General features: G+C 67.9%; 26 protein-coding genes and 1 pseudogene. 14 read left to right on the top strand and 13 right to left on the bottom strand.

Annotated features, from left to right (window positions below; translation table 11 throughout):
• Positions 1 to 7: 7 nt before the first annotated feature.
• A pseudogene (locus tag ACFYR3_RS32250) lies at positions 8 to 595 on the top strand (transposase family protein); the annotation flags it as partial.
• A gap of 17 nt (positions 596 to 612) precedes the next feature.
• On the opposite strand, the gene ACFYR3_RS32245 reads toward ACFYR3_RS32250, so the two are convergent.
• The 4 genes from ACFYR3_RS32245 to ACFYR3_RS32230 all read right to left on the bottom strand — a co-directional run bounded on the left by ACFYR3_RS32245 (position 613) and on the right by ACFYR3_RS32230 (position 4,133).
• Positions 613 to 1,392 (bottom strand): methyltransferase domain-containing protein, encoded by a 780-nt coding sequence (locus tag ACFYR3_RS32245; RefSeq protein ID WP_355853107.1) that lies wholly within the window; start codon positions 1,390 to 1,392, stop codon positions 613 to 615.
• A gap of 224 nt (positions 1,393 to 1,616) precedes the next feature.
• Complete coding sequence (locus tag ACFYR3_RS32240; protein WP_389285469.1) at positions 1,617 to 2,732, bottom strand: FAD-dependent oxidoreductase; 1,116 nt, start codon at positions 2,730 to 2,732, stop codon at positions 1,617 to 1,619.
• Between the two features lie 13 nt (positions 2,733 to 2,745).
• Complete coding sequence (locus ACFYR3_RS32235) at positions 2,746 to 3,108, bottom strand: hypothetical protein (RefSeq protein WP_389285467.1); 363 nt, start codon at positions 3,106 to 3,108, stop codon at positions 2,746 to 2,748.
• Positions 3,109 to 3,161: 53 nt separating this feature from the next.
• The gene (locus tag ACFYR3_RS32230) at positions 3,162 to 4,133 is read right to left on the bottom strand and encodes a Clp protease N-terminal domain-containing protein (protein WP_389285465.1); all 972 of its coding nucleotides are present in this window, start codon (positions 4,131 to 4,133) and stop codon (positions 3,162 to 3,164) included.
• A 67-nt stretch (positions 4,134 to 4,200) separates the two neighbouring features.
• On the opposite strand from ACFYR3_RS32230, the gene ACFYR3_RS32225 reads away from it, so the two are divergent.
• Positions 4,201 to 4,560, top strand: coding sequence for an excisionase (locus tag ACFYR3_RS32225; protein WP_355853098.1), 360 nt, complete (start codon positions 4,201 to 4,203; stop codon positions 4,558 to 4,560).
• A 144-nt stretch (positions 4,561 to 4,704) separates the two neighbouring features.
• Here the strand turns inward: ACFYR3_RS32225 and ACFYR3_RS32220 are convergent, their stop codons facing one another.
• Together ACFYR3_RS32220 and ACFYR3_RS32215 are read right to left on the bottom strand one after the other, a co-directional pair.
• Positions 4,705 to 5,121 carry a hypothetical protein gene (locus ACFYR3_RS32220; RefSeq protein WP_389285463.1) on the bottom strand — a complete coding sequence of 139 codons (417 nt, stop codon included), beginning with the start codon at positions 5,119 to 5,121 and terminating at the stop codon, positions 4,705 to 4,707.
• 67 nt (positions 5,122 to 5,188) lie between these two features.
• A complete protein-coding gene (locus ACFYR3_RS32215) occupies positions 5,189 to 5,872 on the bottom strand; it encodes a hypothetical protein (protein ID WP_355853092.1) in 684 nt (227 codons plus the stop codon).
• Between the two features lie 213 nt (positions 5,873 to 6,085).
• Here ACFYR3_RS32215 and ACFYR3_RS32210 point away from each other — a divergent pair, with 213 nt between their 5' ends.
• The 3 genes from ACFYR3_RS32210 (at position 6,086) to ACFYR3_RS32200 (ending at position 7,942) form a co-directional block, all read left to right on the top strand.
• Complete coding sequence (locus ACFYR3_RS32210; RefSeq protein ID WP_355853089.1) at positions 6,086 to 6,544, top strand: MarR family transcriptional regulator; 459 nt, start codon at positions 6,086 to 6,088, stop codon at positions 6,542 to 6,544.
• 353 nt (positions 6,545 to 6,897) lie between these two features.
• Positions 6,898 to 7,335: a hypothetical protein gene (locus ACFYR3_RS32205; RefSeq protein ID WP_389285460.1), complete on the top strand. Its 438-nt coding sequence runs from the start codon at positions 6,898 to 6,900 to the stop codon at positions 7,333 to 7,335.
• Between the two features lie 391 nt (positions 7,336 to 7,726).
• Positions 7,727 to 7,942, top strand: a complete 216-nt coding sequence (locus ACFYR3_RS32200; protein WP_355853083.1) for a peptidoglycan-binding protein — start codon at positions 7,727 to 7,729, stop codon at positions 7,940 to 7,942.
• A gap of 684 nt (positions 7,943 to 8,626) precedes the next feature.
• Here the strand turns inward: ACFYR3_RS32200 and ACFYR3_RS32195 are convergent.
• Both ACFYR3_RS32195 and ACFYR3_RS32190 read right to left on the bottom strand, forming a co-directional pair.
• Entirely contained in the window at positions 8,627 to 9,010 is a 384-nt protein-coding gene (locus ACFYR3_RS32195) for a hypothetical protein (protein ID WP_355853080.1), read from the bottom strand.
• Entirely contained in the window at positions 9,007 to 10,488 is a 1,482-nt protein-coding gene (locus tag ACFYR3_RS32190) for a hypothetical protein (protein ID WP_389285458.1), read from the bottom strand. The genes ACFYR3_RS32195 and ACFYR3_RS32190 overlap by 4 nt, the downstream gene beginning before the upstream one ends.
• A gap of 1,107 nt (positions 10,489 to 11,595) precedes the next feature.
• Here ACFYR3_RS32190 and ACFYR3_RS32185 point away from each other — a divergent pair.
• A complete protein-coding gene (locus ACFYR3_RS32185) occupies positions 11,596 to 12,516 on the top strand; it encodes an MBL fold metallo-hydrolase (protein ID WP_355853056.1) in 921 nt (306 codons plus the stop codon).
• A 131-nt stretch (positions 12,517 to 12,647) separates the two neighbouring features.
• Here the strand turns inward: ACFYR3_RS32185 and ACFYR3_RS32180 are convergent, their stop codons facing one another.
• A complete protein-coding gene (locus tag ACFYR3_RS32180; RefSeq protein ID WP_389285519.1) occupies positions 12,648 to 13,703 on the bottom strand; it encodes a DUF1152 domain-containing protein in 1,056 nt (351 codons plus the stop codon).
• Between the two features lie 133 nt (positions 13,704 to 13,836).
• Between ACFYR3_RS32180 and ACFYR3_RS32175 the strand changes: the two genes are divergently transcribed.
• The 3 genes from ACFYR3_RS32175 to ACFYR3_RS32165 all read left to right on the top strand — a co-directional run bounded on the left by ACFYR3_RS32175 (position 13,837) and on the right by ACFYR3_RS32165 (position 15,589).
• The gene (locus ACFYR3_RS32175) at positions 13,837 to 14,577 is read left to right on the top strand and encodes a GntR family transcriptional regulator (protein ID WP_389285456.1); all 741 of its coding nucleotides are present in this window, start codon (positions 13,837 to 13,839) and stop codon (positions 14,575 to 14,577) included.
• Between the two features lie 325 nt (positions 14,578 to 14,902).
• A complete protein-coding gene (locus ACFYR3_RS32170; protein ID WP_355853051.1) occupies positions 14,903 to 15,286 on the top strand; it encodes an ATP-binding protein in 384 nt (127 codons plus the stop codon).
• 126 nt (positions 15,287 to 15,412) lie between these two features.
• On the top strand, positions 15,413 to 15,589 hold the full coding sequence (locus ACFYR3_RS32165; RefSeq protein ID WP_389285454.1) for a hypothetical protein: 177 nt from the start codon (positions 15,413 to 15,415) through the stop codon (positions 15,587 to 15,589).
• A gap of 193 nt (positions 15,590 to 15,782) precedes the next feature.
• On the opposite strand, the gene ACFYR3_RS32160 is transcribed toward ACFYR3_RS32165, so the two are convergent.
• From ACFYR3_RS32160 to ACFYR3_RS32150, 3 genes are all read right to left on the bottom strand, one after another.
• Complete coding sequence (locus ACFYR3_RS32160) at positions 15,783 to 15,953, bottom strand: hypothetical protein (protein ID WP_355853047.1); 171 nt, start codon at positions 15,951 to 15,953, stop codon at positions 15,783 to 15,785.
• A gap of 259 nt (positions 15,954 to 16,212) precedes the next feature.
• Positions 16,213 to 17,943, bottom strand: coding sequence for a RecQ family ATP-dependent DNA helicase (locus ACFYR3_RS32155; RefSeq protein ID WP_389285452.1), 1,731 nt, complete (start codon positions 17,941 to 17,943; stop codon positions 16,213 to 16,215).
• A 537-nt stretch (positions 17,944 to 18,480) separates the two neighbouring features.
• Positions 18,481 to 18,900 (bottom strand): hypothetical protein, encoded by a 420-nt coding sequence (locus ACFYR3_RS32150; protein WP_355853041.1) that lies wholly within the window; start codon positions 18,898 to 18,900, stop codon positions 18,481 to 18,483.
• Between the two features lie 400 nt (positions 18,901 to 19,300).
• Between ACFYR3_RS32150 and ACFYR3_RS32145 the strand changes: the two genes are divergently transcribed.
• The 5 genes from ACFYR3_RS32145 to ACFYR3_RS32125 all read left to right on the top strand — a co-directional run bounded on the left by ACFYR3_RS32145 (position 19,301) and on the right by ACFYR3_RS32125 (position 25,325).
• Entirely contained in the window at positions 19,301 to 22,441 is a 3,141-nt protein-coding gene (locus ACFYR3_RS32145) for a tetratricopeptide repeat protein (RefSeq protein ID WP_389285450.1), read from the top strand.
• A 140-nt stretch (positions 22,442 to 22,581) separates the two neighbouring features.
• A complete protein-coding gene (locus ACFYR3_RS32140; RefSeq protein ID WP_355853035.1) occupies positions 22,582 to 22,833 on the top strand; it encodes a hypothetical protein in 252 nt (83 codons plus the stop codon).
• Between the two features lie 2 nt (positions 22,834 to 22,835).
• Positions 22,836 to 23,366: a hypothetical protein gene (locus tag ACFYR3_RS32135; protein WP_389285448.1), complete on the top strand. Its 531-nt coding sequence runs from the start codon at positions 22,836 to 22,838 to the stop codon at positions 23,364 to 23,366.
• 371 nt (positions 23,367 to 23,737) lie between these two features.
• A complete protein-coding gene (locus ACFYR3_RS32130) occupies positions 23,738 to 24,355 on the top strand; it encodes an RNA polymerase sigma factor (RefSeq protein WP_355853029.1) in 618 nt (205 codons plus the stop codon).
• A complete protein-coding gene (locus ACFYR3_RS32125) occupies positions 24,348 to 25,325 on the top strand; it encodes a CU044_5270 family protein (RefSeq protein ID WP_355853027.1) in 978 nt (325 codons plus the stop codon). Before ACFYR3_RS32130 ends, ACFYR3_RS32125 begins: the two co-directional genes overlap by 8 nt.
• A 530-nt stretch (positions 25,326 to 25,855) precedes the next feature.
• Here the strand turns inward: ACFYR3_RS32125 and ACFYR3_RS32120 are convergent.
• Positions 25,856 to 26,512, bottom strand: coding sequence for a TetR family transcriptional regulator (locus ACFYR3_RS32120; protein WP_355853024.1), 657 nt, complete (start codon positions 26,510 to 26,512; stop codon positions 25,856 to 25,858).
• Positions 26,513 to 26,638 lie beyond the last annotated feature (126 nt).

Here is a 26,638-nt window from a genome sequence, read left to right as displayed (position 1 = left end):
TCTTGGCGTGTCTGGTGTGATCACGGTGTCGGAGCCGTCCTGGACAGTCCCGTTCACCGGGCTGAGTCCACGTCAGTTCAGCACACCGATCACCGCGTTGCGGCGCGAAGTCGCAGACCGAGTCCGCAAGGGCAGGCCATGGAGCTTGCCGCTGCAAGACCGGGTACTGCTGGTCGCCGCGTACTGGCGAACCAACCTGACACTGCGCCAACTCGCCCCGCTCTTCGGGGTATCGAAATCCGCGGCAGACCGCATGGTCAACCACCTCGGACCGGCGCCGGCATGCAGCAACGCAAGCGGTTCCTCAAGGACAAGGTGCTGATCGTGGACGGCACCCTGTCCCCATCCGCGACCACAGCATCGCCGAGCAGTCGAAGAACTACCGGTACTCGACAAACCACCAGGTCCTTAGGTCGGCAACCGCAACGACTGCAAGGCGTGGGAGCTGTCAGGCGTGAAGGCCGCCGTCGGCCACACCATGGTGATCGCCGACGGCGGCTATCGCGGTGACTACCCGGACCCACCTGCACGCGACCCTTGCCGAGACAAGGCATATGTTCATCATCGACGCCGAATGGGAGATGCTGATCGCCCGTATCGCGGTCCCTGGCCTCACTTGGCGCGCTGTCCGATACGGAGGACGCTCAGATAACGGCGTGATGCCCGGTCGCCCATCCGCGTGCGGATGCGCTCGGCGATGGCATCGAGCAGGGGCTCGCGAACGTCGCGGGCGAGCCTTAGATACAGCGACGTCGAGCGAAGGAGATCGGCGAAGCCGTCCCCGCTGAGCCATTGAACGGTTGGGTACCAGCGCACGATCGTCGGGCCGAACAGCCCTCCGGGATCGTCGACCAGGCCCCAGCCCTCGTCGGTGGCGCGCACGTCGTCCTCCAGCGGCGGATGACCCCAGCTGGGATTCCCGGGGCAGAACCGCTCGTGGAGATCGGCGGTCTCGGCGTACACCTCGGGCTCTCCCGGCCGGCGGACAACGACGTTGCCTAGCAGGGCCGTCCAACCTCCGGGATGGAGCACGTCGTGTGCTCGCTGCCAGCCGATCGACGGGTCGACCCAGTGCCACGACGACGCAGCCACGAGAACATCGAAGCGTCGACCGCGCTCGTCCCACTCCTCAAGGGCCGACGTCTCGACTTCGACGTTGCGGAAGGTGGCGAGCCGCCGGCGAGCGAGTGCGGCCATGTCTGCGCCCGGCTCGATGGCGGTCACTGAGCATCCGAGGGCTGCCAGTGACCGCGTCGCCTGACCGGTACCGCAGCCCACCTCCAGCACCGACGACCTCTGGTCGATGCCGGTGACGGCGACAAGGTCCGCGAACAGCTCGTCGGGGTACCCCGGCCGAACCCGGTCGTAAAGCTCCGGCACCTCGTTGAACACTCGTCCGAGGTCGTGCGGATTCGGGTGCACCATCGGGTCATCAGCCACGAGCGCACAACCTATGAGGCTCGTCCACGGAGAAGCCACTGGATTACCGGCAGCCGCTGACGCGCTGCCGTACTCCACCGGCCGTAGACCTCCACCGGGCCGTAGACAACCGAGGCCTGAACCGCGGGTGATCGCGCCGGCTGGGCGGCCGGTTGCTTGGTCGTACCCGGTCACCTTCAGCCCGGTTGGAAGAACGCGAGCATTTTCCGGCCGGCGTCCGGCGACGACAGGATTTCCTGGACGTGCGCGGACTGCCGACCGGCGGCGCTGGTGCGTTCGAACATCTCGCCTTCGTATTCTTTGACGGCGGCGGGAAAGTCGTCCGGATGCGCGGCCAGCGCGAGGCCGAGCCGGGCGCCGTCGAGCAGCGCCATGTTGGCGCCCTGCCCCACCGGCGGCATCAGGTGCGCGGCATCGCCGAGCAGCGTGACGTCCGGCGTCGACGGCCAGGTCAGCCCGACCGGGAGAGTACTGATCGACCGCGGCAGCACCGTGTCGTCGCAGGCTGCGATCAGTGCGGTGAACCGGGAGTCCCAGCCGGTGAACAGGTCGATCAGCCGCGCCCGGGCGGCGGCGGGGTCGCCGAACGGGACCCCACTGGTCGCGAACCAGTCCTCGGCGCTGTTGCAGAAGCTGAGGTAGATGCGTACCCGGCCGTCGCCGTTCCGCTGCGCCGACAGGGATTGTCCGTTGCCGAGCACCCAGTAGTTGCCGCGCCCAACCATCGCCGCGAGGTCGGGGCGGGTGCGGTCGATGTCGGGAATACCGAGCTCAACGACGTTTTGACCGGTGTGCGCTGGTCGGGCGTCGGTGAGCAGCGTGCGGACCCGGGAGTCCGCGCCGTCGGCGCCGACCAGCAGGTCGTACGTCGCACTGCTGCCGTCGGCGAAATACAGCAAGCCGTTGTCGGCGGATTCGAACGCGTGCCCCCAGTGCACCGCGTGTTCGGGGAGAGAGTCCAGCAGCAGGTTGCGCAGATCGGCACGGTCGACCTCAGGTCGGTCGAGCGGGGCGTCGTCGGGCGTATCCTCCTGCAGCAGCAGGGTGCCGTCCGGCTCGAGAAGGCGCAGGTCCTGGCCTTCACGACGGGCAATCGCGTGGAACTGGTCGATCAGGCCGGCCTCGCGCAGCGCCCGCTGCCCGGTCCCGGAGTGCAGATCAAGCATGCCGCCCTGACCGCGCGCGCCGCGCGACGATTCCCGTTCGTACACGACGGCGTCGATGCCGTTCACGTGCAGCACACGGGCAAGGGCCAGGCCGCCCAAGCCGGCTCCGACGATGGTGATGGTCATGGCTGCCTCCGAATCACCGTATTGACTGCTCGCGGGACAGCGACCCGTGGTGCCCGTGGGCCACCACCGGCGGGGCCCCGAATGCGATCCTGGACTCGCCGATCGCCCGGCCGGGAACGTGGTCAGCCGGCCGGCCTCGGCCGGCTCGGCGACGCGTGACCACCAGCGCGTGACCACCAGCGCGTGACCACCAGCGCGTGACCACCAGCGCGTGACCACCAGCGCGTGACCACCAGCGCGTGACCACCAGCGCGTGCCGGCCGGTGGCGACGGCTTGGCAGGCGCCGCGCTGTGCCTCGGTGGGCGCGGCGAACGCGCTGGTGAACGACTCCCTCGTCGCCGCCGAGAACGGCGCCGGTGCGTCGTCGCTCGCCACGCCCCCGTCCTCGCCTCTCCAACCGACAGGTTCCGGCCCGCTGATCAGTCGGTTCACCGGCGGAGCCGGGGCGCGAGGATCGTGCGCACGACCTTGGCCACTTTGCTCGCGGCGGATCCGTCCTCTTCTCCGGGTTCCGGTTCCAGCACACGCTGCATCTGCAGCAGCATCTGGTTGGTCGACCGCCAGAGCGGGACGAACATGCCGGCCACCGGTCCTACGCCCTGGATCGGGCCGTTGGACAGCTCGGTGACCTTCTTGGCCATCGTGACCGTTGCCGGGTCCCGCAGGATCAAGTGCACCTCGTCGTCGACCAGCCGGATCTCCATCTTGCGCGCGGCGGCCTCCTCAGGGTTCGCGTCCGTGGTCGTCTCCGGATCCAGCTCGTCGATCTTGGCAGCGACCGCGTCCGGGTCGACCCCGAGTTCGCGCAGCACCTTGGCCGCCATGCTGTTCTCCGCCCGCAGCATCGCCTCAAGCAGGTGATGGCTGCCGACCGGTGCGCCACCGGCCAGCGCGCTGGCGGCGGACACGGTGTCCTCGGTGGCAGATGTACCGGCCGGCCATGGGTTGGCCGCGACGTCCTGCGATCCCTCCGACGACGCCAGCACCGCGGCACGGATCTTGCTGATCGGATGGATCCGCTCGGCAAGTACCTTCGCGCCGACGCCCTCACCTTCCCTGACAAGGGCAAGCAGGATGTGTTCCGTACCGATGTAGGTGTGGTGCAACTGCACCGCCTCGCGCAGGGCGAGGTCCAGCGTCTTCTTCGCGCGCGGCGCGAACGGGATATGACCGCTCAACTCCTGCGTGCCGGGCTTGACCACCGCGGCAATATCGACTTGCGCCGTCTCCTTGTCGTACCCGAGCTGGTGCAGAACTTTCGCCGCCATGCTGTCGGGCGCGTCGAGCAGCCCCAACAGGATGTGCTCCGTGCCGATGTAGTTGTGCTTGAGCAGCCTCGCCTCCTCCTGAGCCGTGACGACCACTTTGCGGGCTTCCACCGTGAACCGTTCAAATGGCATGCCTTCATCGTCTCAACCATGTCAATACACTGTTATTAATAGGGTCACCATGCTGAAAGGAGGGTCGATGGAGACACCGTCGGACTGGGAGGACCGGCTCGCGCGCTGGCAGAACGAGCTGGAGCTGTTCGAGCAGCTGGACGAGACACCCTGGGTCACGCTGGCCAAGGCGGAAGCGGAGACCGGCGTTTCCCGCTCGGCCCTGCGGTCCTGGTACCGCAATGGCGAGATCCAGTCCCGGCTGGTGGACGGCCCGAACGGACCGCAGCGCCTGGTCCAGCTGGAAGCGGTGATCGAGCGCGCCGCCGCATCACCGCGCATTCAACGCAGGGCGGAACGGGAAGTCAGCCTGGAAGCCCAGGTCACCCTGCTTCGGCACAGGGTTGACCAGCTTGAACTGCGGCTCGCCGCCGTGGAGCGGAAGTGACCGGCGCGAGCAGCACCGTGCCATCGGCCCGGAGCGGTGAGAGTGGCCACGCCTTCAGGCCGGGGCAACCGCATTTCTAGACGACTGTCAGAGGGCGATCCGAGCTTCGATATCCGCTTTGCCGGCCGTTGAGCCTGGAGGCTGTCATCGCGGGGTCAGCCTGAGCGCTCGCGCACCGCTTTGCCAGACCAACTGGAGGTCGTCCCGGTCCGGCTCGCCGTCCTCGCCGACGTGGATGCCGTTGAACTTGGCGAAGGTCGGGTTGACCCGCGCCATGCGGGCGTAGGCCGAGACGACTTCAGACTCCTTGGTATAGGTCTGCACATCGGCCCAGCAACGCTTGCCCCTGAGCCGGATCGCGACCGGCTCGCCGGTGCGCAGGTTGCGTCCCCATCCAAAGGAGGTGCCGATCAGGAGACCGTCACCTCGAGCAATGTAGGCGACTGGGACCGAATAGCGCTTTCGCGACTTGCGGCCCACAACGTAGAGGGTGACCAGCCGAGTGCCGATGATCCGGGACAGGCCTGGCGTTCGCAGCAGGCCACGGACCAGCAGGTTCACCAGTCGCTGCCCTGGCATCGTGCGGGCTCGCGGCTCGGCCCGGGAGCGTGAACCGCCCGCACTTGCGTCAGTGGTCATTGCTGCTCGTGGTGACTTGGCCGACTTCGGGGAGTCGCTTGTCGTTCGCCGAGGCAGGGACCATCCGTGTGACCACGCTGGGCATCGCGCCGACTGTGAACACGCGGACCAGGTCGTCGACGGCGACGGCGATGAAGGAGGCTTCGAACGGCACCCGGTCGGGCAGCGGGATCTCGTGGAACCCGGCACCGAGATTGCCGTCGAAGACCAGCATCGAGGTGCTCTTGGGCTCGGGAGGCGTGAACGAGGTGTGCCATAGAGCCTCGACGGCGACGTGCGCGGGTTCCTTGAGTGTCAGCTGCGCGCACCGGCGGACGACGTCGTAGGTGATCTCCGCACCGTCCGGGCCTCGTTGCCCCTCGGAGGTGACGGCCTCGACCTGGGCGGCGATGAGACCGGCGATGCCGGCGAGTCCCTGGACGAAGCTCACCCGCGGGTTGCGCTTGGAGACTTCCCCGAGCAGGTACTGCTTGGTGTCGGCCGGGACCATCCCGCCGAAGACCAGTACGTCGAGGTCGGTGACGTCGTAGTCGTCGAGAATCTGGTCGAACTGGTTGGTCGCGTCGGCGGTGTAGCCCTTGGCGCGCAGGATGTCGACTGTGGCGACAAGGACGCTGGGGCTGCGGCCGACCACGAGGATGCGATCGGGTTCGTTGGTGGGCGTGGGGTCCATCGTCAGATCTCCTTGGTGGATGGATTCGAAACCGGGCTACGAGCTGCGGCTGGGCGAGTTGCAGGTCGGCCGGCCGTTCGTAGCCGCCGGTGACGGGGGCGTGGCGAGTAGGGGGTCGTTGCGTGCTGTGCCCACTCCTATGTTGACTCGGCCAATGTTGGCCTATCCAACATAAGCGTTGTTGGCTGTCCCCACAATTGGTAATCTGAAGACATGCCTGCGCATCCCGTTCAGCCCGGCCGTACGCCGGATCGGCTCAAGGACCGCCCGACCTGGCTCATCAGTCGCACCTACGCGCGCTCCGCGGCATTGCTCGCCGCCGGATTCGAAGCCAACGGCAACGGCCTGCGCGGATACCACTACCGGTTGCTCGCCGCACTCGAACAGTGGGGGCCCGCGAGCCAAGCCGACCTCGGCCGCGATACCGGGATCGACCGAAGCGACGTCACCGCGGCGCTCACCGAGCTCGAATCATGCGGCCTCATCGAACGCAGGGTCGACCCCGACCACAAGCGTCGAAACATCGTGACGATGACGCCTCAGGGCCTGGACGTCCTCCTTGAGCTCGACGCCGTGATCGACCAGACGCAAGAGGCTGTGTTGGCCCCCTTGACGGCTGCCCAGCGACGCCAGTTCGTCAGCCTCATGTCGCGGCTGTTGGCCGTCACTTGATGGTGTGGGTTTGGTCGGATTCGGCTGGTCGCTGACACTGGGAGTGCTGGGCTGAACGGGGGAGCGGGCGCAAGCGGTGTCCGAGCGACTTGTCCGACGGGCGCTGGGCTCTGATCGAGCCGGTGATCACCGCGGCTGCTCCACCCGCCGCCGGATCGGCTGCAGGTGTGGCTGGACAGATCAATCGACGACGGGTACACACCACGCGAAGTTCCTGGCGGACACTGGTGATCTTGGTCGAGAACCCGTCTGCCAGGAGCTTCATTGCTGCGCGGGCTGTCCAACGGGCGGTCGGCACCGCCGGCCTGGAAGAGGCTGAGTGAGTACCACCAGTCGGAAGTCAGGTTGATGTAATGGATCCCAGACTCCTCCCACAGCTCATGGAATGGGTAGTAGACAAGTACGGGTACAGCCTCCAGGACTTTATGGCGGCCAATGTCACGGTCGCCGACGCCACCGCTCTGATGGCGTTGTACTGGCCCAAGTTCGTCGAATACCAGGGCTGCGTCTTCCCGGGCTTCAAGTTCAGCCCCGAGGGCGTGGACCAATGGCTTGAGCGGCTGCCCGGCGACCTGGGCGCCGTTGAGTCTGTGGTGAACCATGTACACCTGTGGGACCACTTCACGCTGACCTCGGACGCCGAGTACGCCGCGCTCTCGGAACTGGCGGCGCAAATCGCCATCATCTGGCGGAGCGCGGCGCGGCAGGCCTTTCCGGAGAGAGAGTTCGACATCTCGGTGGCGGATGGCACAGGCGGCGACGGTCCGACCATCAGCCTCGTCAGCATCTGACGCCGTGTGTACTGACTCAGGGCTGCCTCGCAAAGGGCCTGTAGGACTTGGGCCGCTTGAAGATCGCGGTGCGAGTGGGACGCGGCAGGCTGCCTGTGGAGAATGCGGGCGACGGCGATCTCTGTCTCTCGTTGAGCCGTACGGTGAGGACTACTGGCTGAAGCCTGGAGAGGTCTTCACTGCTGCGCCTGAAGTCGAAGGGACCCCCATGCCTGGTTCTCCACCGTCGTCTGGGAGGGAGGCATCACGGTGTGGCCCTATGAGGACGGCGACCCGGGCAGGATTGTCCTGGAGTACACAGTGAGTGACGCCAACGGCACCTGGCTGGAGTGCGGTCACCAGAGGCCCCCGGGCCAGCGGTTCTCAGCAGCCGGTCCTGTAATGGACTGACTTGCCACTGTCTCGCTTCCGCCAGGTGCAGTGCCTCATCGACTACTACAGCAAGTACCAGGACTGGCTCGACGTCGACGGGGACTACGGCCAGGCAACCGCGCAGGGCGTCTACTACGTGCAGACGTGCAACGGCACCACGGGTGGCGCCGACGGCATCGTGGGCCCCAGCACCTGGTCCCGCCTCTACAGCCCCAAGCCCGCCTGTGCCCTGTAGCAGCGGCCTTCCGTTCCACCGGCCGCCCGCCTCCGGTCCCGGGGAGCGGGCAGCCCGGCCGCCGACGCCCCCGTAGGAGGAATCACGCGATGACGGACCCGGACTCGCATGCCGCGGGCCCCCGGGGGACAGGCCACGCGGCGTCCCCAGTACCTCGGCGCGTGTTCCTCGGCGCGCTCGGAGCCGCCGCCGCGTCGAGCGAGGTGCCCCGCCCGAACTCGGCGGCGGCCTCCGCCGCGTACACGCTGCTGTCCCGAGACGCATGGGGCGCGGACGAGACACTCCGGGGATCCGGCGGTACGGAGATCTGGCCGCCCGAGTACTACTCGGTCCAGACCCTCATCGTGCACCGCACCGACGACGGAAGCAGCGATCCCGACCCGGCCGCTGTGATTCGAGCGATCTACCGCAACGACGCGGTCGGCAAAGGCTACGGCTACAACTTCCTGATCGACCGGAACGGCCTGGTGTACGAGGGGCGTTGGTCCGGCACCGACGGCACGGCCGCACACGACTCCGGAGGCCCTTTCGTGCCCGGGCAACGCAGCAGGCCAGGGCCCTACACGGGCTCGTTGAGGCGGGGCTCGTCCAGAGGCGGTCCACGGTTTATCCGATCACCGTTCGATTGCAGCTCCGGCACGGCAACGGGGCCGTGCCGACGGTCCGGTGGTCGGTCGGCCGATGTCAGGCGAAGGTGGCGATCAGGGATAGGGCAGAGGTCAGGAGGGATACGAGTCCGGGCACGCCATCGCATTTGGCCAGGACTTGTTCCAGCATGGTCGTGGCGGTGGAGCGGCCACCAGTGTCGTCGAGACGTTGCTGGGCGGTGAGGTCCAAGAGGACGACGCACTGCTGGTAGTCGTTGACGCGGCCTTGTTCAGCCGCCAGTTGTTGTCGGATGCGGTCGAGCAGAGCGCTGAATTCCTTCAGTTGATCGGGGCCGGTGCCGGTGTTGGTCTGGCTCTGGCGGGAGTTGGTGGCACCTGGCTGGTTCTGGACGTTCCCCATCGCCCCGTAATTCACGACGCCGGAGTTGTCACCTGGGGGTTGGCTGTTCCTGCGGATCACGCTTTGCCTCCTGCCGTTGGTGGCCGGACGTTCATGTGGGAGCCGACTGCTCCGGGTTGGTTCTGTACGGAGCCCATTTCGCCGTAGTTGATGACGCCGGCGTTCTGGAGAATGACCGTGGTCTGCTCCCGATAGGAGGCGATGTCGACGTTGTGATCGACGAGGAACTGCTCGACCGAGTCGAAGATGCGCCGTTGCATCATCTCGATGTAGCGGCGCGCGTCGTCGTACTGGAGCATGTCGTCCATGTATCGGGTTGAGTATGCCTCGCGCAGGCTCACTGGACCCTTCTGCTCGTCGAGTTCGGGGTGCCGGCGGCCCCTACCGGGATTGAACAGATGCGCGATCATCAGCACCACGTCCACGGCCGAGGCAAGCCAGGCGCGGCGGTGCCAGGACCAGCCCGAGGCAGCGGCCGAGCCGTCGGCGGTACGCAGAGTGGGGTGGAGAGGGTTGATCACGTGGGGGCGGACAGTGACCCGCAGGTAGTGGTCCTCATAGGCGAAGCCAACGAAGACCGAAGCGACCAGTTCACCGTCCCAGGAGATGACTCGGGCGCACAGGAACCGGCGGGCCACCTTCGGAGTGCGTCCTGCACCGACGGCCCGGGGGCCCTGTTCGGCCAGGACGTTCAGTGACGTCCACTGTTCGGGAGTGATGCCTTTCCAGCGCTCTGCAGAGATCGCGGCGACGCCATACGCTTCGAGCCGGTTGTCTGGGTGGAAGTCGGGGCTGGGTGCGATACCTCGCTTGAGCTGGCTCACGACATGGGCAAGCAGGTTGTCCGGGGTAAAGTGCTTGACGCCGGTTGGTTCTGACCCGGTTGGGGCGAAAAAGTCTTCGATCCGGGGACTCGGAATGACGGGGCCAGGTGCGCCGTCCTTCTTGGGCTTTGGCTGCGCAGGTAGGACGTCGATGCCGATCTGGGCCTCGTACCAGACTTTGCCTGCCCCGACGAAGTGGTACCTGGGGCTATCTGCGCGGATTTCGGTGACGTACGGAATGACCGTGCCGAACTTGAGCTGTCTGACGGCGTCTAGAGCACGGCGGCTCTTCCGGGTCAGGCCGCGCGCTTGGGTACTCGTTTCGTCGGATTCTCCGGTCACTCGTATTAAATGGCGGTGGGCGAGGAGCCGGTCGAGGTAGAAGGCGGCCCAAATGCCCGCCGTCACCACGGCCAGCGCCCACTCGGCGGCTGAGGTGTACAGGCAGGCGAGTCCGGCCAGGATGGCAAGAGCCATGACAGCCCGCCGTATGTACAGCAAATGCTCGGCGGCGGCGCAGCGTTCGATGACGGGGGTGAGTTCGAAGCCGAAGGCCGGGACGGGGCGGCCAGCGGCCACGCGGTCGCGTACCCAACGAACATAGTCGGGCCCGATGATTACCTTCGGCTGTGGTTTATCGGGCAACCCCGCGTCGGCGTCCTTTTCCGCTTCCCGCCTCTTGTCCAGCCACGTCTTGACGAAGACGGGCGTCATCTTCTTCCTGAGCTTGGTCCACTCGTTCTTCCGCCATGCACGGAACTCCGCGGGGGAGTCAGGCCGTAAGTACGCCACCGCACTCAGCAGCCGTGTCGTCTCCGTCTGATCCGACCCCTGGCCGTGCGTGCCGTTAGCGCTACCCAGTGGTATGGCAGGCGCACTGATCAACGAGATGCCGATGGCCGCAGAGCTGTCCGCGTCTTTGCCGAGCTCTCTGCCTAACCCCATGCCTCGCCCTCACCCCCGTCCCATGCGCGGCCCCCTTGGCCGCTGGGTGGCCCATGCTGCCGTGCGGTCCAGGTTCTGACTACACCACCAACTACAACAAAACTGGCAGACCGGGAAGGATCAGGGGCGCCGGGGCTGCGTTAGCAGACTCAGGGCAGATGACGGTCGGTATGGTCGCGCAGAGCGCGGACGTGCGGAGGTCCTGCTCGACGCAGGCAAGTGGTGGTGCGTCGGGGCGGGGAATTTGACATTGCGATGGAACCGCTAGATGCGCGTCGCGCGCTCTCAGCTTGGGAAGCTGCGCTCATTTGCGGCTGATTCAGTCGCTGACCTGGGCGAACGGCTGGACTGTGGCCTTGTAAGCGACGCTCGCATTCACCGTGACTCCCCGCTGTTCCCCGCTCGTTGTGGTGCAGTTGTGGTGGGGCTCGTGTCACCGAACTGCTTCATCAGCAGCTCCTTCTACCCCCTGGCGTGAGGTCGTGCTCACGCCTACCGTGCTCGCCACGGTTCCACGTGATGACACCTTTCCCGTCGGGCATAGCCCCCGGGAATGTCCACGCTGACGGAATCCCAGAAGGGCTCGGACTCCCTGAAGTGCCCGCCCCCCGTGTGCCACTGGAGCCCGGGATACGCGCGGCGCAGAGACCGGAGAGCGGTTGAGGCCAGGCCGTAGCGCTTGTAGCCCTCGTAGGTATAAGGCGATTCCACCCAGCCAATCCGGCATTGATCGTGTCCTGTCTCGGTTGATAGCTGACACTGCGGCTTCACCTGATGCTTGACACCGCTTGCTCGGCTTGGCTGTGCGATCGTTTGTGAGAGGGCACACGAGGTCCAGAGCTGGCACTCCTGTACCGGGGGTCCGAGGATGCTCGCATGAAGGTGCCGATCGGCCGCCCGAGTTTGCGGCCCTACCTGCCTTACCAGCAGCGCACTGCAGCGCATCGTGAGGGGCTGAGCGCTCACTTTTTGGGCACCAGTTCAGTACTGCTGTCGGACGGGCAGACCTCGGTGCTCAGCGACGGGTTCGTCACCCGCCCGGGGATGATGCGCGTGGGCATGGGCAAGATCGCCCCGAACCGCGCGCTGGTCCGTGCCGCCATCGAGCGGCTGCGTGTGGACAACCTCGCCGCTGTGGTGTGCGCGCATTCCCACTACGACCATGCCCTCGATGCACCGGTCTGGGCGCTGGAGACCGGCGCCGACCTGGTCGGGTCGGAGTCCACCGCCAACATCGGGCGCGGCCTGGGGGTCCCCGAGTCGTCCTTGCGGGTGGTCGGCGATGGCGGCACCGTGAGCTACGGCAGCTTCACGCTGACCTTCCTGGACTCCGTGCACAGTCCGGGTGACCACTACCCCGGTACCGTTGACCAGCCCTTGGTCCCGCCGGCTCGCGCCGGTGCGTGGAAGACCGGCACCGCCTACTCGGTGCTCGTCACCCACCCCTACGGCCGCGTGCTGTTGCACGCCAGCGCCAACTACCGGCTCGGTGCGCTGCGCGGTCATCACGCCGACGTTGTATACCTGGGCGTCGGCATGCTGGGAAAGCAGCCTGCCGAGTTTCTTCAGGCCTACTGGGACGAGGTGGTGGCCGCGACCGGGGCCAGGCGGGTCATCCTGGTGCACTGGGACGACTTCTTCTTGGGCCTGGACCGGCCACTGCGCCCCATGCCCTACCTGCTCGACGACCTCGACACCACCATGAGCCGACTGCTGCCCCTGGCGCGCCGTGACGGCATCGACGTTGTCCTGCCCGTCTCCTGGCAGCCTAGTGCCCCCCTCACCGGTCTTGCGTGAACTCGGCTGCGTAAGCCCCTGGAATCGGCGTAGCACGTCGATTACCCGGCCAACGCTGCGAGACGGGCCACTGGGAACCGGCAAGCATCAACTGACATACATCCGTCAAGGATCAACTGAACCTAGACACATCAGCTGGGATCCGGCGCTTCGGTTGGGACGCGCCACAGGGGGGCGGAGTACTGCTCCGGGCGGCTGCTGAGCAGTAGGGCTCTGAGGTCTTGGCGCTGCTTGCCGTTGAGGCCGAGTGCTTCGGTGATCCTGCGGAACGTCGTGTGGGTGATGCCGCGGTCGCGGGCCTTGGTCTCGAACTGGTCGAGCTGGCGAAGCGTGGCTTCCGGGTCGAGCTTCTGTTCCTGCTGGCTGCCGAGCCAACTGGCTTTGGTGCGCTCGTAGTCGATCTCCGAGTATCCGCAGACTTCGCGGCTGTATTGCTCCGCTTCGGTAAGGGTCTCTGTTGCGAGGATGGCGCGCGCGAGCTCGTTGCGGGTGAGAGCCTCGTCCAGGTCTGCTTCGTGGACCGTGGGGCCTTCGTCGGTGAGGGGGACCGGTAGGCCGGCGTCTCTGACTTCGCAGAGGCCGCGGACTCCACGGGCTGTTGCTGCCAACATCGCCGTTGCCTCGGAGGGGTGCCATTCAAGAACTGAGCTGATTGGTTCGACGTGCTCAGTCGTGAGCGTCAGAGCTGCTGGGCCCATGCGGTTGGCCAGAAGCTCGGCCGGGAGCTCTCCGTCCAGACCGGGGCCAGCAATCAAGAGCCGTACGGGTGCGTTGGCTTGGCAGCACGCGGCCAGCGTGAGGGCATCGCCGAGAGGACTGCGGAGGGTGGGTTCGTCGCCCTTGGCGAGGATGTCGCCGCCTACGTCCAGGAGGTCGATGGACTCGGGGGCCAGGTGCTCGATGAGTTCTTCGAGTTGGCGTGTGATGCCCTCGGCGCCGTGCATGGGGTCGATCAGCGCGAAGGTGTGGGGGAGTTCGCCTGCTAGGCGAGGGAGGGTCGAGCCTGCGGGGGCGATGGGCTTCGCGTCGGCTGGGACGGTCCAGACGCTTGGGGTGAGGGGTCGTAGGCCCGTGAAGTTCGCCGGGCCTCGGGGGCCTGGCACTGGGTCGATCAGGAGGCGGTCCCATGCGTACGTGAGGATCACCGCCGGACTGCCGTCGCCTCCGTAGAGGGCTGCGTCGAGCATTGCGGCGGCGACTGCGTCGCCCCCTCCTCCTGCTGCCACGATCAAGCGGGTCACCCTCGCAGCGTACGGGTTCCCCTGCTGGCCACTCACCCTATAGTGGCTACTGGTCATAGCCACTTAGGGAGGGGCTCCGATGCCGCAGATCGAAGAGACCCAGCCCAAGTACCTCCAGATCGCACACCACATCCGCGATCAGATTCTGCGAGGCGACTTGAGGCCTGGCGACGAAGTTCCGTCGGAGCGCCAACTGGCCGCGGACTGGAGCGTTTCACGCCCCACGGCGGCGAGGTCGCTGGAAGCCCTAAGTCACCAAGGCCTGGTTGAGAAGCGTCAAGGGTCGGGCACCTACGTGCGGGGCCTCGCGGTGAATCGGCGCGCTCGGGAGCTCTACGGTCGTGCCAAGCAGACCGGCAAGATCTACACGCCGGGCGAGTACGCGGTGATCACCTCCGCGGGTTGGCTGGAGGCCCCCGACTATGTAGCCGATGCGCTGAGTCTGGCGGCCGGCTCTCGAGCTGTTCATCGTCGGCGGGTGACCAAGAACGAGTCCGGCCCCATCACGATCTCGACATCGTGGTTCGGTGTCGATGTCGGCGAGCGGGCGCCCAAGCTCCTTGATCCTGAACGGATTCAGGAGGGGACGCTCATGTACGTCGAGAGCATGACGGGTCGCCAGGGAAGCTATGCCGAAGACCGGATGTGTGCCCGGCTGGCGACCGAGGACGAGGCCGCTGACCTTGAACTCGGGTCCGGAGCTGCTGTCCTGATTGTCCATCACGTGGTCTATGACATGCAGGATCGGCCTCTGGAGTTCGCCGAGGCCACGTACCCGCCCGGGCGTTGGGCGTTCGAGCAGGGCTACCCGATCAGCTAGAAAGTCGCGGCTCTCTTCGCGAACTGCTTGTGGCTTCGAGTGGCTAATGCCACTTGACCGGAAGGGGCACGGACGTGAGCCAGGAGTGCGGGGAGTTACGGCACGTCTCGCGGGAAGCGGTCTGCCGTGGATGCCGGGGGCAAGGGTGGAAGCACGTCGGCTCCCGCTCGGCCCTGGCGCTCTCCGCCACTGACGCTCGCGTTCGTGCTACGTCCAAGCGGCGCTGTCTCGACTGTGACGGCACCGGTAGGGAGTAGTGGCGCTCATGGCGGATGCGCGTGAAGAGTCCGAAGCCGCGGTTGCCGGATCATCTCCGATCGGGGGCATGACCCTCTATCCCGTACCCGAGTCCGTAGCTCGGGCGAGGCGATGGTTCCGGAAGTTCACCGCCCCGTACAACCTGGCCTGCCCGATCGACGACTGCGTCCTGATGCTCTCCGAGCTGGTGACGAACGCGATCCTCTACGGGGAGGCCGAAGAACCGTGGCGGGTCCGGGTCGAGTGGTCGCGCCTGGGGGAGTCCCTGCGGGTCGACGTCCACAACCCCGGCTTCCCGGCGGATGTCCGGCTGCGCAGCCCCAGGGCCAACGATGCGCACGGCAGGGGACTTTGCCTGGTCAACGCCCTCGCGGATTCGTGGGCTGCCGGGCCCAGCCGCTTCGGTGGAACCGTTGTGTGGTTCCAGATCGACGAAGCCTGGAAACTGTGAAGTCCCACTCCGGCCGAGGCGAGCCGGGGGCTGGACAGCGGACTCGACGCGATCCTCGGCACCCCGCCAGCCAGGGTCCGCCACGAGATCGGTCTGCTGGCCCAGTTCAGGAACGTACCGGCCGACATGTACCGCCTGGCCGACAACGACGTACGCACGGAACTGGTCGCGGTCCTGCGTAAATACCACAACGCCGTCATCGCCCCCTACGTCGACCGAATGCAGGCCCGCGTCGACCCGAGTGCGCCCGCCGAGGACGCGATCTGCTGCAGGGCGGAGCCGAGGCGCTCCTCGGCGGACTGAGGCCCGCCTCGCGGTGGAAGGCCCCCGTCCTGGAGGTCGGGTACGGAGGAGGCCTGGACCGGGATCTGCACCTGGGCGGCTGCGGACTCCTCCTGATCCCCTCGTACTTCTGCCGGCAGAAGCCGGTCTCCTTCGCCGACCCGGACCTGCCGCCCGTCCTGCTCTATCCGCCGGCGCCGTCCGGTCCCGCGCCTCAGTTCCGCCCGGCCGACGCGTCATTGTCGGCACTGCTCGGACGCACTCGCGCCGCGATACTGCGCACGGTGACGCACGGCGCGACCAACTCCGAGATCGCCCGCGCCGTGTCGGTGTCCACGGCCAACGCCAGCCACCACACCACGGTCCTGCGCGACTCAGGACTCATCGCCAGCCACCGGCACGCGAGCACCGTCCTGCACACCCTGACCCCGGTCGGCGCGCGGCACTTCTACGCCTCCCCGACCAGGACCGCCGGAGCACCCTGCAGAACAGCTGACGGCCCGAACGGCACCTGCACGGGCCTCGGGGCGCCGCCCGGCGTCACTCCGGCCGGTGACGCGGTGTCGGCTGCCACGGTCCGGTCCTCTGCGGGCCGGGCCGGGTACGGTCGCCCGACCACGCGTGTCGACGAGGCCAAGGTGGCGTCAGCCCCTCGTCGCGGCGGACGACACCGGCGTCAGCAGGCCTCGCGCCTGGACGGCGGGGAGGGACAGCGTGCGATAGCCCACGCTCTCGAACAGGACCGTGATCCTGTTCCCCTCTTCGCTCATGACCTCGCCCTCGCCCCACGTGCTGTGCCCCACCCGCATCCCTGGCGGGAAGGCGCCGTCGGCCGCCATGGGTTCCAGCAGGTCAGGGCCCGTACCGGACAGGACATCCCCGGTCCGGACGGGGGCGTGCTTCGACTCCCGTGCGCGGGTGCAGATGTCGCAGGCCGCGCAGTCGCCTTCTGTCAGACTCTCACCGAAGTATCCGAGCATGTGGCGCCGGCGACAGCCATTCGTCTCCGCGTACGCCCGCATCATCTCCAACCGGGAACGCTCCAGATCGACACGGGCGGAAGCGATCCGCACCGCCTCGCGGACGCAGCTGTCCCGCCGTGCCCCGGGCACGGCCCGGACACCGCCGCGCTTCTCCGTCGTCACGGCGCCTGCCTCCTCCAGCAGGTGCAGCATCGACGTCAGCGGCGTCTGGGACAGACCGGTGCGCTCGCGCAGACCAGTCGCCGTGACCGGTCCCCGGCTCTCGCGCACCGCGTCGATCAGCCCGCCCAGCGTCTGCGGGTCGGGGTGGGCGCCCGTCCGGAACCGCTGCACGCCGAGGTCCTCGGGCCGGTACGCGAGGATCGCCGTCGACGGTTGTCCGTCGCGGCCCGCCCGGCCGATCTCCTGGTAGTAGGTGTCGAGGGAACCCGGCACCGATGCGTGCAGCACGAAGCGGATGTTCGGCTTGTCGATGCCCATCCCGAAGGCGGAGGTGGCGACGACCACGTCGAGTTCGTCGTCCCGGAAGCGGTCGTGCGTCCGGGAGCGCTCAGCCGCCGACAACCCCGCGTGGTAGGCGGCGCTGTCGAATCCGAGCGCCGACAGTTCCTGCGCGTACTGTTCGGCCTCCCGCCGGGTTCCCGCGTAGACGATGCCGGGTTTTGCCTCGGCCGCGGTCCGTTCCACGACCCACCGGCGCTTCCCCGCGTTCTCCCGGTGCCGTACGACCTCCAGAGTGATGTTGGGGCGGTCGAACCCCGCGACCACCTCGTGCGCCTCGTGCATGCCGAGCCGCTCCACGATGTCCGCCCGCACGGGGGCCGCCGCGCTGGCGGTGAGGGCGAGCAGCGGAGGCCGCCCGATGCGTTCGCGCACATGGCACAGGGACAGGTAGTCGGGCCGGAAGTCGTATCCCCACGAGGACACACAGTGCGCCTCGTCGACCACCATCAGCGCGGGAGCGGCCGCGGCGATCTGCTCCACCACCTCGTCCTTCGCGAGCTGCTCGGGCGAGACGAACAGAAAGTGCAGGCTGCCTTCGCGTACGCGCTCCCACGCGGCTTCGTTGTCCCGTGCGCGCTGCGCGGAGTTGACGGCCGAGGCGCCGGATCCTTCGATACGGGCGAGATGGGCGACCTGGTCCCGCTGGAGCGCTATCAGGGGCGACACCACGACGGTCGGCCCCTTGAGCAGCACACCCGGCACCTGGTAGACAGCGGATTTCCCCGCACCCGTCGGCATCACCACGATCGTGTCGCGCCCCTCCATCACGGCTGTCATGGCAGCGAGTTGGGACGGACGCAGACTCTCCCAGCCGAACACCTCGCGGGCACAGCGGCGCAGGCGTCTCCTGAGTGACCTGGTCCTGAAGTATCCGACCTTGACGCGCATGGCACTCCTGACGCCGCTCTCCAGTGGGGTTCGACGCCCGTGTACCCCCGACGGGACGGAAAACGGGCCGCTCGCGGGGAGTTGTCGTTCCGTGTCCTCGGAGGGCGACGGTACGGCGTTCTCCGGCGTCGCGGTCGGCGCCACCAGCTTCACTAATACCTACCAGTGGGGCGACCCGAGCGGGAATCCACGCCGCATGGTCGAGCGCTACTTCGACGCTCACCTGTACGTCACGAACTGGGGCACCCGCCGTCTGATGCTCCGCTTGCCCAGGCAGGCCCTGACCCTTTCCTGGGATGCCCCTGGGATGGGACACCCCCTCCGGGAAGGGACGACGCCCCCGGGGGCGGCAGCCGGGCCTCCTCGACGCGCTGCCGGTCTCTGACCACCGGTCGTGGCAGTCGTGGCCGGATGCTGACGCCACGCTCGACGCGAGCGGACGCGCGTGCGGCACGGGGATCCGCGCTGGGCGGATCACTCGACGGTCACGCCGCAAGGCGGCGGGCACACACGTGCCCGCCGCCTTGCGGGGCCCTCTCAGGCCTGCACGAGCACGGTGCACCAGACCTCGTTGTTGTCGCCGATACCGCAGTCGCCGATCTCTCCGGTCCGGACCTTCGTCCAGACCCCCTTCGCCCGCCAGTGCCAGGTACCGACCCGCGAGAACCGCTCGTGGTAGCCGTGGCCGACGAACGTGAAGGCGTCGACGTCATTGCCGGTCCCGTTGCCGCCCCGCGTTCCGTTGCCGAACGACAGCTGCTTGCACTTGGCGTGCTTGAACTCGCTGTCGGTGCCGCCGCCCCAGTTCCATACGTCGCAGTAGTGGGGGCCCTCGCCGAGACTCATCGTGTAGTGCATCGTCTCGCCGGTCCTGTTCTTCACCGCGCCGCACAGGGAGCCCCTGCAGCCTTCCGCGGAGGCGGTCGTCGCCCCCGCGACGACTACTGCGGACGCCATGAAGGCGGCTGCAACGACAGTGACAGCTGTACGGTTTGCTCGGGAAATCATCTTGCGCATAAATGGTCCGTTCTCTTGTTGCGCCGGCTCGGCCGCGCCTCGCCCGACCTTTGGCAGGGCGGGTGCCAGGTTGTCCCTGGGAGCCCTGCGTGAGCCGGTGTTGGCGTTCCCCGCGGCCGCGGCGCTTGCTGTGATCCGCCCGAAGGCATGTAGGTTGAGGATGAACGGCGAACCTTGCGAAAACCTTGTGACGGCTGTCCTGGGACCGCCCCGGAACCAATGACGGAGGGCCGTTCGGAATCCCGGCTCCCGCTCGGGGTGGACCAAGTCCCCGTCGCAGGACGGCCATTCCATCGCCCACCCCACCTGAGGCACGATGAACCTGCGCCTACTCGGACCTGTGGAACTGCACGTCGCGGGGCACGTGGTCGACGTCGGGCAGCCACGTCGTCGAGCGGTCCTCTCAGCGCTGGCGGCCGACACCGGCCGGCCGGTCCCCATAAGCACGTTGGTGGAACGGGTCTGGGGCACCGCCGCGCCCGACGGCGCGCGGTCGGTCCTCTATTCGCACATCAGCCGTCTGCGGCGGCTCTTTGACGGTGCGTCACTCGCGACGGGCAAGGGCGAGGCACAGGCGCCCCGGACACCGCTTCGCATCCGGCGATCCTCTGGTGGATACATTCTGGAGGCGGACGAGCACACCGTCGACCTGCTCCGTTTCCGCTCGCTCGTCCTGCAGGGCCGCGAGCCGCACCTGTCCGACGCCCGCCGCGCACACATCCTGGAGGAGGCGCTGCGCCTGTGGCGCGGTGCGCCGTTGGCAGGGCTGGCAGGGGAGTGGGCGGAGCGCACGCGGACCGCCTGGACACAGGAACGCCTGCAGGCGGCGCTCGCCTGGGCCCACGCCCTGCCGCGACAGGAAAGGCACAAGGAAGTACCCGCTGTCCTGCAGCCCTTACTGGCGGAGCACCCGCTGTGCGAGCCGCTCGCCGTGGCGCTGATCCAGAGCCTGGCCACCGCCGGAAGAACCGCCGAAGCGGTGGACACCTACACCGGGATTCGCCGGCAGCTCTCCTTGGAACTCGGCGTGGCCCCGGGCCGTGAACTGCAGGCGGCCTACGAGGAGATGTTGAGCTGCACCGGACGGCAGGAGCCGCCGGGCGTGGGATCCGACCCGGCCGCTGTCCGTACGCGCATCCCGGTCCCCGCCCCGATCCCCGCCCAACTCCCGATGAACATAAGCCACTTCAACGGGAGAGAGGAGCAACTGGCCGAGCTCACAAGGTGCCTGATCTCCGCAGACGGCATGGACGAGGAGCAATGCGCGGCGGCAGCGGTCGTCTCCGCCGTCTCCGGCATCGCGGGCGTCGGCAAGACCGCGCTGGCCGTGCGCTGGGCACACCACATGCGGGAGGAATTCCCCGACGGACAGCTCTACGTCGATCTCCGCGGCTACGATCCGGACGAACCGGTCTCCGCCGCGCAGGCCCTCGCCGGGTTCCTCACCGCCCTGGGAATACCCGCCCAGGAGATACCGCCGCGGCTCAACGACCGGGCGGCGCGCTACCGCACAGCGGTCGACGGACGTCGGCTGCTCATTCTCCTCGACAACGCCGCCTCCGCCGCGCACGTACGCCCGTTGCTGTCCGGAAGCCCGACATGCAAGGTCGTGGTCACCAGCCGGGACTCGCTGTCCTCCCTGGTGTCGCTGCACGGCGCGCACCGAGTGCTCCTCGACGTCCTCTCCCCGCACGAGGCGCACACCCTGCTGCGTGACCTGATCGGGGCACGCGTCGACACCGACCACGCCTCTGCCACCGCCCTGGCCGAACAATGCGGGCGCCTGCCCCTGGCCCTGCGGGTGGCAGCCGAACTGGCCCTGTCACGTCCCCAGGACCCCCTGGCCCACCTGACGGAGGAACTGCGCGATCACCGGCGGCGCTTGGACCTGCTCGACTCCGGCGACGGAGATCCCCGGGCCGCCGTTCGGTCCGTCTTCTCCTGGTCCTACGACCGCCTTCCCGAGCACGAGGAACGCCTGTTCAGGCTCCTTGGCCTGCACCCGGGACCCGATACGGACGTCCACGCGGCCGCCGCTCTGGCCGGCGACACCGTGGAACGCACGCGACGGTCCCTGGACGCCCTGTCCCGCGCGCACCTGGTGCACCGGATCGGACCCGACCGCCATGGCATGCACGACCTGCTCCGCGCCTACGCCGCGGAACTCGCGAGTCGGCACGACGGGCCGGCGGAGCGTGACGCCGCACTGAACCGCCTGCTGGACCACTGCCTGGCGGCGTCGGCAGCGGCCATGAATGTGCTGTATCCCGCCGAACGGCATCTGCGTCCCGCCGTCGAGATACCCGACACCGGTCTGCCGCCCCTGCGTACGGCCGACGAATGCCGCGCGTGGCTGCGCACCGCGCAGCCCACACTGGTGGCACTGTGCTCACGGACCGAGGAGCCCGGGCCGTCCCGGCACACCGTACGGATCGCCACCACACTCCACCGCCACTACGAGCGTTCGGGGCACTTCGCCGACGCGCTGACCCTTCACACGCACGCCCTGCGGGCGGCCCGCGAGGTGGGAGACACCCGCGGTGAGGTCGACGTCCTTGCCTGTGCCGGCGCGGTCCACCGCCGGCTCGGAGACTACGAGAGCGCCCACCAGCACCACATGGATGCGCTGGCACTGTGCCGCAGCGCCGGGTATCCGGCGGGAGAGGCGCGGCACCTCACCAACGTGGGCGTACTGCACGAGCTGCAGGGCCGGTACCGCGAGGCCGTTGAGCACCACGAGAGAGCGGTCGGCCTGTTCCGCACGGCCGGCGACGCCCACGGCGAAGCCGACGTACTGAACAACCTCGGCATCGTCCAGGAGCTACTCGAGGACTACCAAGCCTCGGTCGAGCGATACCGGCAGGCGCTGGCGCTGTACCGGCGGACGGACCACGCGTTCGGAGAGGCCAGCACCCTCGGGAACATGGGGATCGTCCTGGCGCGACTGGGCGACCACTCGGCCGCAGCCGAGCGCTTCGAGCGGGCCCTCGCCCTCTTCCGACGGCTCGGACACACCGGTGGAGAAGCCCACGCGCTGTCCAACCTGGGGGACGCGCGCTGCCATCAGGGCCGGTACAAGGAAGCCGCCGAGCACCAGCACCAGGCCCTGGCCCACTTCCGCCGGACGAAAGAACCCTACGGAGAGGCGGGCGCGCTCAACGGCCTGGGCGAGGCCCTGTACGGCACCGGACAGCACACCGAAGCCCTCGAAGCCCACGCGGCAGCGCTGGAAGTGGCCCGTGGAATCGGAGAACAGGAAGAACAGGCCCGCGCCCACATCGGTACGGCCCTCATCCGACGGGACACCGGAGAGCGGACGCAGGCCATCGACCACCTTCACCAGGCGCTGTCCCTGTACACCGCGCTGGGCTCTCCCCGTGCGGAGGAGACGCGCAAGACCCTCTTCTCCACGCTCCGAGAGCACGGTCAGGGCGTGTCTCCTCACACGGGCGAGGCTCGACCTGGGCTTGATCCGCTGTGACGGACACCCGAGATCAGGGGTTCCGCCCCGGAAGGACGTCGGCCGGGCGGGTCCGGGCGGTGCGGGGTGGCAAGGTCGGCTGCCGAACACCCGCCACTACCTCGCAACGGTGGGCCGCCGCCGAGAACTTCCGCCGGCACATGATCCGCTACCGCGGGGCGAAGTACGTGACAGTCCTCTCCGCCAAGCCGGGAGATCTGGTGCACTTCAAGTGGAAGAAGGAACGGGGCTACAACCACGTGGCCATCGTCGAGCGCAGGCGGCACGGGCTCCAGCTGATCCAGCACGGCAGCTCGAACAGGACCAGCCTCGCGGCTGCCAGCCTGCGGTACCGCGGCAAGCCCAACTACATCGAGCGGGTCATCATCCTCCGCCCGGAGGCGAGGTCCTGACCATGGCACGGAAGGCAACGCTCACCCGCTTCGCACTGGCCGCCGCTGTCGCGGGCGGGCTCCTGACGGGCTGCACGTCGCACGACGAGGCCCTGACGTATCAGACGGACTACAGCAATCACCGACCGCTGCGGGTCGTCGGCTACCCCTCCACGGGAAGTCTCGAGACGGTGCAGAAGGCCGTGTGGCGGCTCGCCGACGGCGACGTCGACGGACTGGCCGCGCTCGCCGTCGACGACACGCACGCCGACGCCACGGCCCGCAACTGGGTCAAAGCCTTCGGCACCGCCGCCAAGGGAGACGTGACAGCGGACTTCTACGACGAGGGTTCCGTACGGCAGGTCGTGGTCCTCTACTTCGCCAAGAGCGGCCAGATCAAGGAGATCGAGGCCCGCATAGGAGAGGACGACGACGCCTGGGGACTCACCCTCGCCGAGCCCGACCCGGCCGAGGCAACGGCCAAGCCCACATGGGCCCCGTCGAAGCCGGGCCACTCCGGGTCCCGCACCTCCGCCACCCCGTCCGGGAGCTAGCGGTCACCTGCCCCGCAGCGCCCGTCGAGGTCCGCACTCCGAACAATCGGGGTGCGGACCTCCGCACTCATGAAACGGCCTCTTCTCATTCCGGCCGGGGCAGCGACTCTCCTCCTGTGCCGAGCAGGGCAGTTCGGGACCGGGAAGGAGTTGGGCAGGTGGCCTCGTCGCGGCCGCCTCCGGCGCGTAGTGCCGGGCACGCAGCAGATCGGCGAAGCGCACACAAGGAGCAGGCCTCTGACCGCGCGGCAGTGCCGGAGGCCTGCTTTCGATTCACGAGGGGCCCGAGGGAACTCGCCGGGGGCGAGCGGCGAAGGAGAGATGAAAGCCCAAGCCTTCGAAGCACGTTGCCTTGAACGAGAGGAGCCCCGATGACCGTCGAGCCAGGCGTCCGCACGGGGGCGGAGAGCGATGCCTCGGTGATTGCGCGGTCCCGGGATGAGCCCGAAGCATTCGCCGCGCTTTTCGACCGATACGCGGATGAGGTGCATCGCTATCTGGCCCGTAGGCTCGGTGGCGAGCCGGCCGACGACCTCATGGCGGAGACCTTCACCACCGCTTTCCAGCAGCGGCACCGGTACGACCCCTCGCGGGCCACGGGCGACGGCGCCCGGCCCTGGTTGCTCGGCATAGCGACCAACCTGGTCGGCCGGCACCGGCGGGCCGAGGGCCGGCGCTTCAAAGCCATGGCCCGCATCCCGGCTCCGGCCGATCACGAGGAGCCGCTGGCCGACCGTGCCGCGGCCAGGGTGGGGGCACAGGCCGTACGCCGTGAACTGGCAGCGGCACTGGCCGCACTGCCCGCACGGCACCGGAACGTGTTGCTGCTGGTGGCGTGGGGCGGTCTCGGCTACGAGGAGGTGGCCCAGGCCCTCGGTGTCCCCATCGGCACGGTCAGGTCACGGCTGCACCGGGCTCGCGGCAAGCTACGCGAAGCGTTGGGCGGATCCGATCCGACGACACTGCGAGAGGTACCCGGCCATGACTGACGAACTCGAACTCCTGCGGGACTGGGACACGGACGCTGCCCCGCTCACCGACCCGGCCCGGGCGAAGGCCCGCCACCGACTGCTCAACACGATCGCGCGCGCGCAACAGCCCCCCGCCGTGGCCCCCAGCCGGCGCCACGCGCTCCGCCTCGCGACAGCTGCGGTGGTCGCCGTGGCGGTTACGGGAACGGCGGTACTGATCACCGAGGGCGGTGCCGACGGGGGCGACCACTCCGACCGCGTACCGGGCAGGGCGACGCCGAGGATGGAAAACGTCAGCGCCGTGACCGTGCTGAACGGGGCGGCAGCGCAGACGGGCAGGCACGAGAAGCCGGTGGCGCCGCGCGACGACCAGTTCATCTACTCGAAGCGGATCATCAAGGAGACGGAACGCAGGACCGGCGCGGTCAAGACCTACGAGGACGTGAACTGGGACTCGGTGGACGGCTCCAAGCGCTCCTTGACCATGGAACTCGGCCGGGTGATCTGGGAGGAGCCCTTGAAGAAGGGCGAGAGCGTGTGGCCGCCTCGGGAGTGGAGCAAACTGAAGAAGCTGCCCACCGACCCGAAGAAACTCATCCCGGACATCGTCGACAGCGGACCGTCCAGCAGGTCGACCAGCGACTTCACCGCACAGGACTGGTTCAACGCCTACTTCATGCTCGGTGAGCTCCTGAAGTGGCCGGTCCTGCCCCAGGGGCTGCGTCCCGCCGCGTACAAGGCGCTGGCCCTGGTGCCCGGTGTCGAGGCGATTTCGGGAGTGAAGGACTCCGCCGGGCGCACCGGGGTGGGGATTTCCTGTCCCAAGAGTCCGTTCGCGGAGGGCAAGTACCTCATCTTCGACCCGGAATCCTATGAATTCCTGGGCTTCCGCGACGAACGCACTTCGGCGTCCGGCGACAAGACGTACATCCAGCTGTCACACGTGGTGGACTGGGCGATCGTCGACCGGATGAAGCAGCGCCCATAGCCTCACTGTCTCGTTCGGGCGCGGCCGTTGCCGACACAGAAGCGTGAAAGTGCCTTCCTGGCCCGGAACTCCAGGCGGAGGGCACTTTCTCTGTGTGGGCCATCGGGTTGCCTCCCCAAGCTCCATGTCGCTCCGAGGGCTCGGGGTGGCCAGCCAGTCCGGACACACCCGCCGGCAGATCCAGCCGAAACTACGGGGCCGACGGTCGTGTACCCCGTCATGGCTTCGGTGCAGTTCGCGACGAGCCTTCCCGACGTGGGGCAGCGGTCGATGTCCGGATCATTCGATTCCGCGGCATTCCCTTGTCCACCTGCGGGAAGATGTCTCATCCTGTCCCATCCCATGGAGGAGTGCGACGCCAGTGGACGTGCGGGGAGCGGCTCGAGCCCGCCTCGCCCAGAATCCCGCTGACAGGTAGCGTGCGCTCAGAGATCACCTTCAATGCGGAGAGACACCAGCGACAAGTAGTGCCGGTGAACTCGTTCTGCAGGAGCCCATGCCCTCCGAGCCACGCGGCTGCCTCTCCTCTGTCATCCCTCTGCGTGGGTTCGCGCTGGGTGGGCTTCCACGCCCGCGATCACGGCGTCCAGCGCACCGCTGAACATTGTGTCGATCACGTCGTTCGAGGGTGTGGGTGCCTCACCCCCGCTGGGGCTGGCCGCTGCTGGCGGGAAGGTGCTCCACCGTTGCAGCGCTCCTGTCAGTTCGCTGGCCAGCAGACCCGTGAACACGGCACGCAGGGTGGCGGCGACGCGCGAGATTTCCGGGGCGGGCAGTTCGGCGGCGGCGAGTGCGTCGGTGAGTCCACGCCAGAACGGGTCGTCCGGCTGGATGAAGTCGGCGCGCCCGAAGGAATACCCCATCAGCTTGGGGTGACGGTGCGCCAGAGTGCGGAAGTCCAGTGCCAGTTGACGTAGCCGGTCCTGCCAGGGGGCATCCTCCCGCTCCGGCGTGCGGAACTGCGAGCCGACGCGTTCGGTCACGCCGCGCAGCACGGCGTCCTTGTTCGGCACGTGGTGGTACAGCGACATCGGGTTCGCGTCCAGCGCCGCCGCGAGTCTACGCATGGTCAGTGCATCGACCCCGTCGGCGTCGATGAGTTCCAGTGCCTTGGTGCAGATGCCGTCCTTGGTGAGTGGTACGTCCCTCTTCCTCGTCCCCCGGGGAGCCTTCTTTGGAGTTTCCATACGGCGTATGGTATCACTGGAAGTAGTTCCATACAGCGTATGGAAAACGGCGGTCTCGCTGCCCGTCAACGGCTTCACCGCCATGCCCGGTGCCCTTGCCCCGTCCGACACTCTCCGCACGAAGGA

The organism is Streptomyces sp. NPDC005784 (assembly GCF_042871525.1).
Classification (GTDB): Bacteria; Actinomycetota; Actinomycetes; order Streptomycetales; family Streptomycetaceae; genus Streptomyces.
The sequence above is the reverse complement of the archived record's forward strand: the minus strand, read 5'-3'. Positions and strand labels throughout refer to the sequence as shown.